Origin of the sequence: Promicromonospora sp. NPDC019610, from assembly GCF_044389365.1 — a bacterium.
GTDB lineage: Bacteria > Actinomycetota > Actinomycetes > Actinomycetales > Cellulomonadaceae > Promicromonospora.
Genome location: NZ_JBIRXX010000002.1, coordinates 1,513,031 through 1,527,296 on the forward strand (window position 1 = coordinate 1,513,031; position 14,266 = coordinate 1,527,296).

Annotated in this window: 13 protein-coding genes; 4 read left to right on the forward strand and 9 right to left on the reverse strand. The window is 73.0% G+C overall.

Going from position 1 to position 14,266, the window contains the following annotated elements; genetic code table 11:
* Nucleotides 1–11: 11 nt before the first annotated feature.
* Nucleotides 12–932, reverse strand: coding sequence for an undecaprenyl-diphosphate phosphatase (locus ACH45N_RS18385; RefSeq protein ID WP_397396422.1), 921 nt, complete (start codon nucleotides 930–932; stop codon nucleotides 12–14).
* Nucleotides 933–1,000: 68 nt separating this feature from the next.
* On the opposite strand from ACH45N_RS18385, the gene ACH45N_RS18390 reads away from it, so the two are divergent.
* On the forward strand, nucleotides 1,001–1,975 hold the full coding sequence (locus ACH45N_RS18390; RefSeq protein ID WP_397396424.1) for an aldo/keto reductase: 975 nt from the start codon (nucleotides 1,001–1,003) through the stop codon (nucleotides 1,973–1,975).
* A 34-nt stretch (nucleotides 1,976–2,009) separates the two neighbouring features.
* Here ACH45N_RS18390 and ACH45N_RS18395 read toward each other — a convergent pair whose 3' ends face one another.
* On the reverse strand, nucleotides 2,010–2,342 hold the full coding sequence (locus ACH45N_RS18395) for a primosomal protein (protein ID WP_397396426.1): 333 nt from the start codon (nucleotides 2,340–2,342) through the stop codon (nucleotides 2,010–2,012).
* A 117-nt stretch (nucleotides 2,343–2,459) separates the two neighbouring features.
* Here ACH45N_RS18395 and ACH45N_RS18400 point away from each other — a divergent pair, with 117 nt between their 5' ends.
* Nucleotides 2,460–2,675 (forward strand): DUF5703 family protein, encoded by a 216-nt coding sequence (locus ACH45N_RS18400; protein ID WP_020014707.1) that lies wholly within the window; start codon nucleotides 2,460–2,462, stop codon nucleotides 2,673–2,675.
* Nucleotides 2,672–3,496, forward strand: coding sequence for a fructosamine kinase family protein (locus tag ACH45N_RS18405; protein WP_397396428.1), 825 nt, complete (start codon nucleotides 2,672–2,674; stop codon nucleotides 3,494–3,496). Before ACH45N_RS18400 ends, ACH45N_RS18405 begins: the two co-directional genes overlap by 4 nt.
* A 101-nt stretch (nucleotides 3,497–3,597) precedes the next feature.
* Here ACH45N_RS18405 and ACH45N_RS18410 read toward each other — a convergent pair whose 3' ends face one another.
* Both ACH45N_RS18410 and ACH45N_RS18415 read right to left on the reverse strand, forming a co-directional pair.
* Nucleotides 3,598–4,935 (reverse strand): M20/M25/M40 family metallo-hydrolase, encoded by a 1,338-nt coding sequence (locus tag ACH45N_RS18410; RefSeq protein ID WP_397396430.1) that lies wholly within the window; start codon nucleotides 4,933–4,935, stop codon nucleotides 3,598–3,600.
* A gap of 179 nt (nucleotides 4,936–5,114) precedes the next feature.
* Entirely contained in the window at nucleotides 5,115–7,226 is a 2,112-nt protein-coding gene (locus ACH45N_RS18415; RefSeq protein WP_397396432.1) for a M3 family metallopeptidase, read from the reverse strand.
* Between the two features lie 75 nt (nucleotides 7,227–7,301).
* On the opposite strand from ACH45N_RS18415, the gene ACH45N_RS18420 reads away from it, so the two are divergent.
* Nucleotides 7,302–7,724: a DUF6314 family protein gene (locus ACH45N_RS18420; protein WP_397396434.1), complete on the forward strand. Its 423-nt coding sequence runs from the start codon at nucleotides 7,302–7,304 to the stop codon at nucleotides 7,722–7,724.
* A 193-nt stretch (nucleotides 7,725–7,917) separates the two neighbouring features.
* Here the strand turns inward: ACH45N_RS18420 and ACH45N_RS18425 are convergent, their stop codons facing one another.
* From ACH45N_RS18425 to ACH45N_RS18445, 5 genes are all read right to left on the reverse strand, one after another.
* Entirely contained in the window at nucleotides 7,918–9,231 is a 1,314-nt protein-coding gene (locus ACH45N_RS18425; RefSeq protein WP_397396436.1) for an alginate lyase family protein, read from the reverse strand.
* On the reverse strand, nucleotides 9,231–10,577 hold the full coding sequence (locus tag ACH45N_RS18430; protein ID WP_397396438.1) for a ricin-type beta-trefoil lectin domain protein: 1,347 nt from the start codon (nucleotides 10,575–10,577) through the stop codon (nucleotides 9,231–9,233). The genes ACH45N_RS18425 and ACH45N_RS18430 overlap by 1 nt, the downstream gene beginning before the upstream one ends.
* 193 nt (nucleotides 10,578–10,770) lie before the next feature.
* Nucleotides 10,771–11,796, reverse strand: coding sequence for a chitinase (locus ACH45N_RS18435; RefSeq protein ID WP_397396440.1), 1,026 nt, complete (start codon nucleotides 11,794–11,796; stop codon nucleotides 10,771–10,773).
* An 87-nt stretch (nucleotides 11,797–11,883) separates the two neighbouring features.
* Nucleotides 11,884–13,548: an ABC-F family ATP-binding cassette domain-containing protein gene (locus ACH45N_RS18440; RefSeq protein WP_397396442.1), complete on the reverse strand. Its 1,665-nt coding sequence runs from the start codon at nucleotides 13,546–13,548 to the stop codon at nucleotides 11,884–11,886.
* Between the two features lie 235 nt (nucleotides 13,549–13,783).
* A complete protein-coding gene (locus ACH45N_RS18445; RefSeq protein ID WP_397396444.1) occupies nucleotides 13,784–14,263 on the reverse strand; it encodes a DoxX family protein in 480 nt (159 codons plus the stop codon).
* Nucleotides 14,264–14,266: the final 3 nt, after the last annotated feature.

The following is a 14,266-nucleotide window of genomic DNA, read 5'->3' on the forward strand; positions in this document are numbered from 1 at the left end:
CGGCGTGTGTTCTACGCGACGCCGCCCTGCGCGTCGATCGTGCCCGACATCAGCAGGTAGACGACCACGGCGGCGAGCACGAGCCGGTAGTACACGAACGGCTTGTAGGAGTAGTTGCCGATGATCTTGAGGAACCCGATGATCACCGCGTAGCCCACGCCGAACGCGACGACTGTCGCCAGCAGGATGGCGCCCCAGCCGGGCGACCCGGCCGGCAGCGGCTCGCCGAGCGTCTTGACGAGCTGGTAGAACCCCGAGCCGAGCACGGCCGGGATGGCCAGCAGGAACGAGTAGTCCGCCGCCGCCTTGCGGGTGAAGCCCATGGCCAGGCCGGCGGTGATGGTGCCGCCGGAGCGGGACACGCCCGGCACGAGCGCGAGGGCCTGGGCGAACCCGAAGCCGATGGCGCTGCGACCGGTCAGCGACGTCAGCTCGCGCTCGCGCCGGCCGTAGATGTCCGCCAGGAGCAGCAGGATCGCGAAGAACGCGAGCGTGAACACGGTGATCCACAGGTTGCGCAGCGTGGTCTCGATGTAGTCCTGGAACAGCAGGCCCAGCAGCACGATCGGGACCGAGCCGAAGATGATGTACCAGCCCATCGCGGCGTCCGGGTCGGCGATCTGGCCGGGGCGGCCGTGCCGCACGTCGACGGAGCCGGGCCGCGGCCCCAGGCCCGCGCGGGCGCGCCAGCCCCGGCCGTGGGCTCCCGTCAGGGCCTTGAACCAGGCCACGAGGATGACGCCGATCTTCTTGCGGTAGTAGATGATCACCGCGGCCTCGGTGCCGATCTGCGTGATGGCCGTGAAGGCCGCGCCGGGGTCGCTCGACCCGATCAGCTCACCGACGATCCGCAGGTGCGCCGACGACGAGATCGGGAGGAACTCGGTCAGGCCCTGGACCAGGCCCAGAAGGATGGCTTCCCACGCAGTCACGGGCCGTGACACTACCCCACGGCGCGCCTCCTGACGCACCCGCCTGCGCCGCGGTTAGTCTGCCGCACATGGAACGACGCCGGGTGGGCAGGTCGGGCCTGCGGGTCTCGGAGCTCGGGCTCGGCACCATGACATGGGGCCGCGACACCGACGAGATCGACGCGGCCGAGCAGGTACGGGACTTCCTCGACGCCGGCGGCACCCTCGTGGACACCGCGGCCAGCTACGCCGACGGCGACGCCGAGCGCGTGATCGGCACGCTCCTGTCCGGCAAGGTCGCGCGCAGCGAGCTGGTGCTGGCCACCAAGGCGGGCATCCGGTCGGAGTCGCGCCCCGACGGCGGCCCGGGCCGCGTCGTGGACGCCTCCCGCGGCGCCCTGCTCGACAGCCTCGACGAGTCGCTGGTGCGCATGGGCACCGACCACGTGGACCTGTTCCTCGTGGCCTGCCCCGACCCCAACACGTCGCTGGAGGAGACCTGCAACGCGCTGCGGATCGCGGTGACCAGCGGGCGCGCCCGGTACGTGGGCCTGAGCAACCACCCCGGCTGGGCGACGGCGCGCGTGGCGACGCTGCTGGAGCCGGACGTCGGCCTGGCCGCCGTCGAGCTCGAGTACTCGCTGCTGCAGCGCGGCGTGGAGCGCGACGTCGTCCCGGCCGCCGACGCCCTGGGTGCCGGGCTGCTGGCCTGGTCGCCCCTCGGGCGCGGCGTGCTCACCGGCAAGTACCGGCGCGCCATCCCCGCCGACTCCCGGGCCGCCGGGGCACTGGCGGGCTTCGTCCAGTCGTACCTGGAGGGGCCGGCGTCCGCCGTCGTCGAGGCCGTGGCGACCGCGGCCGAGGGACTGGGCCGCGCCGCCGGGGAGGTGGCGCTCGCCTGGCTCCTGGAGCGCGAGGGCATCGCGTCCGCGATCGTGGGCGCGCGGACGCCCGCCCAGCTCCGTTCGTCGCTGGCGGCCGTGACCCTCGAGCTGCCGTACGAGGTGCACGCCGCGCTCGACGACGTCTCCGCCCCGGAGATCGGCTATCCGGAACGCTGGTGACCGTGCGCCCGCCCGGGCCTGAGCCCGCGCCGGGTCAGCGCTGCTGCGCAGGCTGCGGCTGGTCCTCCGACTCCTCGACCTCGCCCAGGTCGTCGTCGAAGTCGAGGTCTTCGAGGTCCTCCAGGTCCTCGTCCGACTCGTCGTCCTCGTCGTCGTCCTCGTCCACCTCGTCGGCCAGGTAGAACGGCGTCACCTCGCCGAACACCGTGGCCAGGGAGTCCTCGTACACCTCGTAGGCGTCGGCGAGCACGTCGTAGGCGTCGTCGACGGCGGGGTCGTCGTCACTCCGGCGAGTGGCGACCGCGTGGTGGTGGGCCTCGAGTGCGGCTACGAGGCGGTCGAGCGCGGCACGCGGTTCAACGGTCATGCCTTGAAGGTAGCGCCCCATGGGCCACAATGGGCAGACGAAATTCATTGCTGTCACCGGTCTGCAATCAAACCGGCATAAACTGACCTCACCCGCGACCCGAGGACGGTGCATCAGATGGCGAGAGACGGCTCCGTGTTCCGCAAGAACAGTCAGTACGAGTACCGTGTCGTGACCTTCGAGCCGGACACCACGGTGCCGGACGCCCGCAAGGCGCTCACCGACGAGGCCGAGTACGGCCGGTGGGAACTGGCTCGGACCCTTCTCTACATCGGCGGCAGACGCAAGGTCTGGCTCCGCCGCAAGATCATCAAGGTCTCCTCCACCCTGTGACGGACGACGGCCCGGGGCCTGACACGTTCCGCAAGGCCGACGCCGGGGCCCCGGCCGGGTTCTTCGCCCGCGAGGCGGCCGGCCTCGACTGGCTCCGCGTCCCCGGCGGTCCGCGCGTCGTCGGCGTGCGCGACGTCGGGCCCGGGCACCTCGACCTGGACCTCCTGTCGTCCGACGTGCCACGCCCGCAGGACGGGCGCGCCTTCGGGCGCGCCCTGGCCGCCCTGCACGACGCCGGCGCGGCCGCGTTCGGCGCCGGGCCGCCCGCTGCCCGGGGCTGGTCCGGCGACCCCGGCGGGTGGTTCGGTCCGCTGCGCGACCCGCTGCCGATGGTGGGCGGGGCGTGGAGCTCCTGGCCGGAGTTCTACGCCGAGGCGCGGCTGCGCCCGCTGCTCGACCAGGGCCGCGCCCGCGGGGTGCTCGACCCCGACGACGCCGCGCTGGTCGAGGCCGTCTGCGCCCGACTGCCCCGCCTGGCGGGCGCCACCGCCGACGACGGTCCCGCGCGCCTGCACGGGGACCTCTGGTCCGGGAACGTGCTCTGGGTCGGGGACGGGACGGCCGGCGCGACCGAGGCCGTGCTCGTCGACCCGGCCGCCCACGGCGGGCACCGGGAGACCGACCTCGCGATGCTCGCGCTCTTCGGGGCACCGCACCTGCCCGAGATCCTCGCCGGGTACCAGGAGGCGCACCCGCTCGCGCCCGGCTGGCGCGACCGGGTGCGCCTGCACCAGCTCTACCCGCTCGCCGTGCACGCCGTGCTGTTCGGCGGGTCGTACCTGCCCGAGACGCGTGCGCTGCTCGCCGAGCTCGCGGCGTAGGAGCAGGCCGGACCGCCGGCCGAGCCCGCGCCCGCCGGCCGAGCCCGCGCCCGCCGGCCGAGCTTGTCGAGACCGGTCTCGACAAGCTCGACCCGCGAACGTCAGCAGGTGGCGAGCAGGCGGTCCAGCACGCGCGTGCCGAACTTCAGGGCCTCCGTGGGCACCCGCTCGTCCACGCCGTGGAACATGCCGGCGAAGTCCAGGTCGTTCGTGAGCTGCAGGGGCGCGAAGCCGTAGCCGGTGATGCCCAGGCGGTGCAGCGACTTGTTGTCCGTGCCCCCCGACAGCGTGTACGGCAGCACCTTCGCGCCCGGGTCCTCGGCGTCGATCGCGGCGACCATCGCGTCGACCAGCGACCCCCCGAACGGCACCTCCAGGGCCGTGTCCAGGTGGATCGGCTCGATCCGGACGTTCGGCCCCGCCAGCTCGCGCAACGTCGCCATCCCGGCCTCCTCGTGGCCCGGCAGGAGCCGCACGTCCACGGTCGCCTCGGCGCGGCCGGGGATCACGTTCGCCTTGTACCCGGAGGCGAGCTGGGTGGGGTTGGACGTGTTGCGCACCGTCGCCCCCACGAACTTCGCCACCGGGCCGAGCGCGGCCACCAGGGCGTCGATCGTGGCCGGGTCCTCGTAGTCGACGGGCAGCCCCGTCAGGTCGCCGACGCCGCGCAGCAGCGCGTCCACCGTCGGGGTGATCGTGGTGGGCCAGGCGTGCTGCCCGATCCGTGCGACGGCGGCGGCGAGCTCGGTGACCGCGTTCTCCTCGTTGACCTGCGAGCCGTGCCCGGCCCGGCCGTCGGCGATCAGCCGCAGCCAGGCGATGCCCTTCTCCGCCGTCTGCAGCAGGTAGGCGCGCCTGCCGCCCACCTCGACCGAGTAGCCGCCCACCTCGGAGATCGCCTCGGTGGCGCCCTCGAACAGGTCGGGGCGGTGGTCCACGGCCCAGCGGGCGCCGTGCACGCCGCCCGCCTCCTCGTCGGCGAACAACGCGACCACCACGTCGCGCGCGGGCTTGCGGCCCTCGCGCACCATCTGCCGCACGACGGCCAGGATCATGGCGTCCATGTCCTTCATGTCGACGGCGCCGCGGCCCCACAGCAGGCCGTCCGTGAGCTCGGCGCCGAACGGGTCCACGCTCCAGTCGTCCTTCGCGGCGGGCACCACGTCGAGGTGCCCGTGCAGCACCAGCGCGGGCCGGCTGCGGTCCTGCCCCTCGAGCCGGACGACGACGGAGGCCCGCCCCGGGCTGGACTCGAACAGCTCGGGCTCCAGGCCGACCTCGTGCAGCAGCTCCATCACGTACTCGGCCGCGGCACGCTCCCCCGGGCCCTCGTTGTCGCCGTAGTTCGACGTGTCGAACCGGATCAGCTCCTGACAGATCCGGATGACCTCGTCGGCGGCGGTGGGCACGGGCGCGGCGGTGGGAACAGTCTCAGTCACAGGGCCCACGGTAACCGCCCGCACGAGGCGGCCGGTCCACCGTGGCCCCGCGTCTCACACCTCAGACCACCGCGCTGACTCGCGAGGCGACGCTGCGCGAGTCAGCGTGGTGGTCCGGCCAGGGCGCTGACTCGGCGCATCTGGCGTGGCGGGTCAGCGGGCGGGTCCCGGGCGGCGCGTCAGACCAGGCCGCGGCGCTCCAGCAGCGGCGTGATCTCGGCGGCGCGCCCCCGCAGGTCCTCGAACGAGGCCAGCGGGTCCTGCGAGCCGCCGCGGGCGAGCAGCTTGCGTCGGAACGCCTCGCCGTTCTCCCGGGTCAGTCCGCCGTTCTCGGCGTACCACTGCACGGTGTCCGCGTCGAGCACCTCGGACCAGATGTACGAGTAGTACCCGGCCGAGTACCCGCCCCCGAAGATGTGGTTGAAGTACGTGCTGCGGTACCGCGGCGGCACGGACGCGAAGTCGACGCCGGCCGCGGCGAGCGCCGCCGCCTCGAAGGGCAGGACGTCCTCGACGGACGTCGGCACCTGCTCCGGCGTGAGCTGGTGCCAGGCCTGGTCGAGGAGCGCGGCGGCGAGGTACTCGGTGGTCGAGAAGCCCTCGCCCCAGACCCGGGAGGCGAGCATGGTGTCGACCCACTCGGCCGGCATCGGCTCGCCGGTGACGTGGTGGACGGCGAACGACTTCAGGATCCGCGGCTCCCACGACCACATCTCGTTGACCTGCGAGGGGTACTCGACGAAGTCGCGGGGCACGGAGGTGCCGGACTGCGACGGGTAGCGGACGTCGCTGAGCAGGCCGTGCAGCGCGTGCCCGAACTCGTGGAACAGCGTGGTCACCTCGTCCCACACGAGCAGCGTGGGCTCGCCCGCCGGCGGCTTGACGATGTTGAGGTTGTTGACCACCACGGGCTTCTCGCCCAGCAGGCCGCTCTGCACGACGAGGCTGTCCATCCAGGCGCCGCCGCGCTTGGACTCGCGCGTGTAGAAGTCGGCGAGGAACAGCCCGAGGCCGGCGCCCGGCTCCCCCGGCTCGACCGCGTCGAACACCTCGAAGACCCGCACGTCCGGGTGGTAGCCGGGCAGGTCGGGACGCTCGACGAACGAGAGGCCGAACAGCAGGCCGGCCGCCTGGAACACGCCGTCGTGCAGCACGCGCTCGAGCTCGAGGTAGGGGCGCAGGGCGGCGTCGTCCAGGTTGAAGCGCTCCTTGCGCACGGCCTCGTTGAGGTAGGACCAGTCGGCGGCGGCCACGCTGTCCGCGCCGCTGCCCGACGGCGCCCCGCTCACCTTCGCGAGCTCGCCCGCCTCGCGCCGGGCGTTGGCGACGGCCGCGGGTGCCAGGCGCCCGAGCATCTCGTTGACCGCCTCGGTGGTGCCCGCAGTCGCGTCCGCGGCGATGTAGGCCGCGTGGTGCTCGTAACCGAGGAGCTGGGCGTGCTCCGCCCGCAGGCGGGCGAGCTCCAGCAGCACCTCGCGGGTGTCGTTCTCGCCGCCCGTGGCACCGCGTGCCATGGAGGCGGCCTGCACGCGTGCGCGGGTGGCCGGGTTCTCCAGCGACGCGAGCACGTTCTGGTGCGTGAAGAGCTGCATCTCCAGCAGCCAGCCGTCCTGGCCGCGGGCCTCGGCGGCGGCCCGGGCGCCCGCTCGGGCGTCGGCGGTCAGGCCGGCGAGCTCCGCCTCGTCCGTCACGAGCACGCTCGCCTCGTTGGCGCCGGCCAGGAGCTTGCGCCCGAAGCTGGCCTCCAGCGACGTGATGCGCGCGTTGAGGTCGCGCAGCGTGTCCTGGTCCTGGGGCGACAGCTCGATGCCGGAGCGCTGGAACCGCGTCAGCAGCTTCTCGACGAGGTACGCGGTGTCGGGCTCCAGGTCGAGGTCGCCCGCGGCGGCGGCGTCGGCCAGGGCGCGCACCCGCGCGTGGAGGCGCGCGTCCATGTTGATCGCGTCCTGGTGGGCGGCGAACACCGGCGCGAGCCGCTCCTGGACGTCCTCCAGCCCCGGGGTGGAGTCGGACGGGAGCTGGTTGTAGTACGCCCGGGCGGCGCGGCCCAGGAGCTGGCCGGCCCGCTCCAGCGCCTCCAGCGTGTTCTCGACCGTGGCGGGCTCCGGGTTCGTGGCGATCGCCTCGACCTCGGCGCGGTGCGCGGCCATGCCGGCCAGGATCGCCGGCTCGTAGTGCTCCTCGCGGATCGCGGCGAAGTCGGGCAGGCCGTACGGCAGGGTGGACGGGGCGGCGAACGGGTTGGCCGGGTCCAGGTCCGCGGGCGCGGTGGTCTCATGGGTCGAGGTCATGGGGAACATCCTCGCCCATCAGCCGCCCCGCGGACGCGCTCTTTCCGTGCGCGCGCAGCGGTTAGGGTCGTGGGCGTGGATCCGTTCCGCCTCGTCGGCACCTGGGACTTCCGGCGGGAGATCGAGCACGCCGACGGCGCCGCGTACACCGCGGACGGCGAGGCCCGGTTCTCCCCGGAGGACGACGGCCGCGTGCGCTGGGCGGAGCACGGCACGCTGCGCTGGGCCGGGGGCAGCACGCCGGTGGCGCGCACGCTGTTCCTGGTCCGGGACGAGCCGGCCGCCGGACCCGGGACGGGCTGGCGCGTGACCTTCGAGGACGGCCGCGACTTCCACCCGTGGACGCCGGGCGCCGTCGAGCACCTGTGCGGCCGGGACCTGTACGCGGGCGGCCTGTCCGTGGCCGCCGTCCCCACCCCGGAGTGGGAGCTGACCTGGCACGTGACAGGACCGTTGAAGGACTACGTGCTGCACACCCGCTACACGCAGCGTCCCTGAACCCGCCCGCCACGCACGGCGACGAGGTCGGCAGTCCGGCAACCGGGTCGGCAGTCTGCATCGAGATCGGCACAGGCCTGTGCCGATCTCGATGCAGACTGCCGAGTTCGTGGGGCAAACTGCCGACCCACCCCGCGAGCAGACTGCCGACCCACGCCGCGGTGCCGACTGTCGGCGCGCGCCGCTCAGCCCGTCAGGGCAGGACGTTCGGGTTGTTCGCGTGGGTCAGGGTCTCCCAGGCCACGAACAGGTTGTTGGTGCCCGCCGGGCGGGTGGACTCCGTGAGGGCCTGGGTGTTGCTCATCGCGAACCCCTGCCGGTTGTGCAGGGCGTTGAACCCGACCTCCGTGATCGGGCCGAGGCCCAGGTGCACCGACCCGCCGCAGAGCCAGGACGGCACCGCGGTGCCGCGCTGGTAGGTCGAGTGGAACCCGAGCGCGTGCCGCAGGCGCTCCCCCACCTGCGGGTAGAGGTCGTCACCCTGGATCGCGGCGGTCTCCGCGACGTGGGAGATCGCCGAGATGCCGTAGCCGGTGTGCGTGAAGTCCCGGCAGGTCTCCTGCGCCAGGCCGTTGACCAGCGTGCGCTGGTTGTGCCAGTACGCGAAGATCTGGTCCGGCGTGTCCCGGCCGGACCCGGGCACGGTGCGCGGCACCGACCCGTCGGAGGTCAGGTAGATGAACGCGGGCACCCGCACCAGGAACCGCTGGCGGGCCGAGGCGTAGGCGCTGCGGTCGTCGAGGAAGATGGCGATGCCGACAGCGGCCTCCATCATCGACAGCTCCCAGTTGCCGTTGCTGTTGGACCCGTTGATCACCTCGGGCAGGTAGACGTTGCGCAGCATCGTCTCGAACCGGTCGACGTCGGCCGCGGCCCAGCCCGCGCCCGTGTACCGGATGATCTCCGCGGCCCGCGGCCACACCGACCCGGCCCACGCCGTCTGCAGCGGCGCGTTGGAGTTGGTGTGGTCCCGGATCACCGGCGACCACGCGTTCATGATCGAGATCGCCTTGTTCGCGTACCGCGTGTCCCGGGTGACCGACCAGGCCAGGGCGTGGGTGTACGCCGCGATCGCGTCCTCCCGCTCGTCGGTGCACCCGTAGTTCGGGTTGGAGTACGACCCGCACTCGACCACGGCCCGCGGGTGCGGCGTGTAGGACAGCGACGCGTACCGGCTGCCCATCATCGAGTCGTAGGCGCTGCGCCACGGCTGCGCGCCGGCCTGCACCTGCTGCCGGACGAAGTCGAGCTGCGGCGCGCTCACATGCACGCCCGGGTGCGTGAACGCCGCGGGCACGTCGGCGGCAGCGGCGCCCGGAGCGGCGTCGGCCCCGGCGTCCGGCACCGCGTCCGAGACCGCGTCCGGGAGAGCGGGCGCCTGCTGCCCGACGGCGGCGCGCGGCCCGGGCGCGGCGCTCGCCGTGCCCGCGGCGGCCGCGGGCACGGCGAGCCCCACGGCGACCGCGAGCACGACCAGGGTGCGGGTCCTGGCGGTGCGGACCCTCATCAGAAGCCTCCCGTGATGCGCGTGAACTCGAACCCGGGCTGGTCCCGGTTGACGGACCAGAACGCCAGCCGGGTCAGGCCGTTGTTCCGCGCGTAGTCACGGATCTGCGTCCAGGCGGCGGTCGTGGTGATCTCGCCCTGGTCGGAGCTCCCGTTCATGCCGGAGATGCCCATGTGGGCGTACGCCTGCGCGTCCGTCCAGCCGCGGGCCGACTTGAGCTGGTTCTTCAGCCCCTCGGACGCGTTGATCGTGTCCTGCGCGATGTTCGAGGAGCCGAAGTTGAACGGCATGATCGTGTAGTTGTCGATCGGGACGCCGAGCTGCGCGGCCCGGTTGATCAGCCGGGTGCCCGCGCCCTCGGGGCCGCCGCGGCCCGTGCCGATCGTGACGGCGATCTTCACGTTCGGGTTGTTCTGCTTGACGATGGTCAGGCCCTGCAGGATGCGGTCCTGCACGGTGTAGTTCTCGAACTCGTCGGAGTTCTCGATGTCGAAGTCGACGACGTTCGGCTGGTGCGCGTTGATGACCTGCTGCACGGCCCCGGCGTACGCGGCCGGCGTCGAGCAGTTGGGGCCGAGCTTGTTGCCGGACCAGCCGCCGAACGAGATCTGCACCTGGCCGCCCGCGGCCTTGATCGCGTTGATGGTCTGCTGGTCGACGCCGCCGGTGAGCGGGCGGCTGCCGTCCCACGCGGGGTTGCAGCCCCCGGACGAGAGGATGAACGCCATGGTGAACGCCCGCACGCCCGTCTGGCTCATCACCGACGTGGCGCTCGGCGGGTTGCCCCAGCCCAGGTACAGGTAGGGCGCGCCCGGCATCTTCGCCGGGTTCGGCTGCGGGTTGCCGCCGCCGGACGGCAGCGTCCAGCGCTGGTTGGCGCCCGCGAAGCAGTCCCAGAGCTGCAGCGGCGTGCCGTCCGCGGAGCTCGGGCCGGTCGCGTCCAGGCACTTGCCGAGGGCGCGCAGCGTGCCGTCCGCACCCGCGGTCCAGGTCTGCGCGGCGCTGCCGTTGCAGTCCCAGAGCTGGATGCGGGTGCCGTTGGCGGTGCTCGCGTCCGCGACGTCGAGACACTTGCCGAGCGCGCGGACCGTGCCGTCGGTGCGCACGTCCCAGCTCTGCGCGTTCGTGCCGTTGCAGCCGTAGAGCTGGATCTGCGTGCCGTTCGCGGAGCTCGCCGCCGCGACGTCGACGCACTTGCCGCCGTACCCGGTGATCGCTCCCGTCGCCGCCTGCGCGGGCTGGGCGCCGCCACCGAGCGTGAGCGCGGTGGCCAGGGCCAGGGTCAGTGCCGCGAGGCCACCGAGACCACGCCGTAGAAGAGCATGGCGCCGTTGACGTGCTTGCATGGTCGTCCTCCTCATGAACTTTCAAGCCTGTAAGTAAGGAGAACGTACGACTTCTTTGCCACCCGCAACATTGGGGCTAACCCGTACAGGGACCACACAGGTTCGGCCGGCCGGCGCCGTCGAGCAGCCGCCGGACGGCGAAGGGCACCGGCTCGCCGACGGCGAACCGGTGCCCGACCGCAAGGGAGGGGACTCAGAACCCCGCGGTGATCCGCGTGAACTCGAGGTCCTGCTGCGCGATGCCGCTGCAGTCGGACGTCACGCCGCCGCCCTCGCAGCCGCGGTCCCGGTTGACCGCCCAGTACGCGAACCGGGACAGGCCCTGGGCGTTCGCCCAGTCCCGGATCTCGGTCCACTGCGCGGGCGTGGTGGTCTCGCCGACGTCGGACAGCCCGTTCATGCCGGAGATCCCGGAGTACGAGTACGCCTCGGCGTCGGACCAGCCGTGCGCCGCCTTGAGCTGGTCCTTCAGGCCCTGGGCCGCGCTGATCGTGTCGGCCACCATGTCGGAGCCGCCGAAGTCGAACGTCATGATCGTGTAGTTGTCGATCGGGGTGCCCAGCTCGGCGGCACGCGTGATGAGGCGCGAGCCCGCCCCGCCCGGGCCGGTCGTGGTGGTCGGGATCGTCACCACGGCCTTGACGCCGGGGTTGTTCTGCTTGACGATCGCGATCCCCTGCAGGATCCGGTCCTGGACGGCGTAGTCCTCGTACTCGTCGGTGTTCTCGATGTCGAAGTCCACGACGTCGGGGCCGTGCGCGTCGATGACCTGCTGCACGGCCCCCGCGAACTCCTCCGGGCTGGAGCAGTTCGGGCCCAGCTTGTTGCCCGAGTAGCCCCCGAAGGAGATCTGCACCTGGCCGCCGGCGGCCTGGATCGCGTCGATCGTCTGCTCGTCGACGCCGCCGGTCAGCGGCCGCTGACCGTCCCACGCGGGCGTGCAGCCGCCGGACGACAGCAGGAACGCCATGGTGAACGCCGAGACCCCCGTCTCGCTCATCACCGAGGTGGCGCTCTGCGGGTCGCCCCAGCCCAGGTAGAGATAGGGCGCGCCGGGCATCTTCTCCGCCACGGCCTGCGGTGCGGCCTGCGGTTCGGTCTGCCCGGCGGCCCGGGCTCCGGCGACCTCCGTCGCGGCGGCGCCGACCATGCCGCCGGCCGCCAGGACCATCGCGGTCACTGAGCTGAGCAGGGCGAGGCGCCTCGGGTTGGTCTGCATCGTCGTCTCCCGAAGATGTCGGTCGGATTCGTACGCAGACCGTACACAGCGGGTGAAAAATGGCGCATCAGGGTTAACCCGTACACGTCAACGCCGCACCTGGGTCAGGTTCCCCTCCGCGTCCAGCCGGATCTCCGCGTCCAGACCGAGCCGCTCCAGGAACGCGCCGTCGTGGCTCACCACGAGCAACGCGCCCTGGTAGGCCGTCAGCGCGTCCACGAGCTGGTCCGTGCTCGCGATGTCCAGGTTGTTCGTCGGCTCGTCCAGCACCAGGAGCTGCGCCGGCGGGTCCGCCAGCAGCAGACGCGCCAGCGCCACCCGGAACCGCTCGCCGCCCGACAGCGTCGACACCGGCCGGTCCACCGCCGCGCCCCGCACGAGGAACCGTGCCAGCCGGTTGCGCAGCTCCCCCGGCGGCACGTGCGGCGCGCCCTCCCGCACGGCGTCCAGCACGGAGGCGGCGTCGGGCAGCACGTCGACCCGCTGCGGCAGGTACGCCGCGCGCTCGGTCAGCAGCTCCCCGGAAGCGAACCCCGTTCCGTCCACGCCGTCTCGCTGAGTGCTGGCTATCTGCGGCTCGGAGGGGGTCTGACCCGACAAATACCCAGCACTCAACGAGGTGGGGGCGGCGAGCAGGCGCTCCAGGAGGGTCGTCTTGCCGACGCCGTTCGGGCCCGTCAGCGCGATCCGCTCCGGCCCCTGGATCACCACCTCCCGGCCGTCCGCGCCCCGCAGCACCGCCAGCCGCCGCCCGGCCGGCACCCCCGGGTCCGGCAGGTCCACGGAGATCCGGTCGTCGTCGCGCACCGCGCGCTCCGCCAGGTCGACGGCGGCGCGCGCCGCGTCCACCTTGTCGTCCAGCATCCCGCGCCGCGCACCGGCGGACTTCTCCGCGCTGTTGCGCCGGTCGTTGATCACGGCCTTGACGTACTTGCTGTTCGCGACGTCCTTGCGGCCCTTGCGCTCGCTGTGCGCGATGCGCTCCTCCGCCTCGATCCGCTGCCGCTTCTCGCGGCGCAGCGTCTGCTCGGCCGCGCGCAGCGTCTGCGCCGCCGCCTCCTGCTGCACCTGGAGCCACGCCCGGTACTCCGAGTACGGGCCGCCGAACGTCGTCAGCGACCCGGCACGCAGCTCGGCCGTGTCGTCCATCAGCTCCAGCAGGGCCAGGTCGTGCGAGACGACGACGAGCGCGCCCCGCCAGCCGCGGACCAGCTCGTACAGGCGCTCGCGCGCGGCGCCGTCCAGGTTGTTCGTCGGCTCGTCGAGCAGTGCGACGGCGGCGGCCCCGCTGGACTGGCGCAGCCGCACGCCCGTGATGGCGGTCAGCATCGTCTCGCCGCCGGACAGGGTGGCGACCGAGCGGTCGAGGCCCGTGGGCAGGCCGGTCGCCGACAGCAGCGCGACGGCCCGCTCCTCGACGTCCCAGTCGTCGCCGACGACGTCGAAGTGCGCCTCGTCGACGTCGCCCGACTCGATGGCGCGCAGCGCCCGCACGACGGGCGTGATGCCGAGCAGGTCGGCGACCGTGGCGTGCACGTCGAGCGTGATGCGCTGCGGCAGGTAGTCGGCGGTGCCGCTGAGGGCGACCCGCCCGGAGGTGGGCGCGAGGAGGCCGGCGACGACGCGCAGCAGGGTGGACTTGCCGGCCCCGTTGAGGCCGGTCAGGCCGGTGCGGCCGCGACCGAAGGCACCGGAGACGTGATCGAGCGCGACGGCGCCGTCGGGCCAGGCAAAGGTGACGTCGTGCAGCACGACAGAAGGGTTGGACAACACAGCAGGGACTCCCGGGAGGTGGCGTGGTGCCGACGCCCGGTGCCCTCGTGGAGGGCAGGCGTCAGCGCGAGGTGGTCTCGTACCGGGAGATGCCCGTCATCACAGTCCTTGTCCGTAGCTCCCTCACACGCGCGGCACACCCGCAGGAGCGCACACAGCCTGACATGGGACGACGCCGGGGCGCAACGTGAATCACGGCACGCCCCGACGCGGGTCACCGCCCGGTGAGCACGGCCCGGCGGATGCCCTCGCTGCGCAGGAACAGCGCGGCCCAGATGCCCACCGCGAACAAGACGGGCGTGAGCGTGTGCGCCAGGGAGTCCTCCAGGCGGACGTGCGCGGCCACGGCGCCGCCCAGGTAGGCGGTCAGGAGCAGCGCGCCGAGGAACGCCGTCCACGGCACCACGTAGAGCAGCACCGCGGCCCCCTGCAGCACGCCGATCAGGAGGACCGCCGAGGCCGGGTAGCCGATGGCCTCGAACATGCCGACCGACCGCTCGGACTCGGTGAGCTGGCCATAGGCGCCCTGGGCGAGCTGCGCCGCGACGGCCAGCGTGACCACCCACCCGAGCACGGGTGCCGCTCGGCGGACGACGGGCGCCGCCCGTTCGACGAGGGGCCGGACGGTCCGGGCCGGGGTACGGGCGCTGGTGCGGGCGGGAGTGCGCGTGGAGCCGGAAGTATCGAGGGACATGGC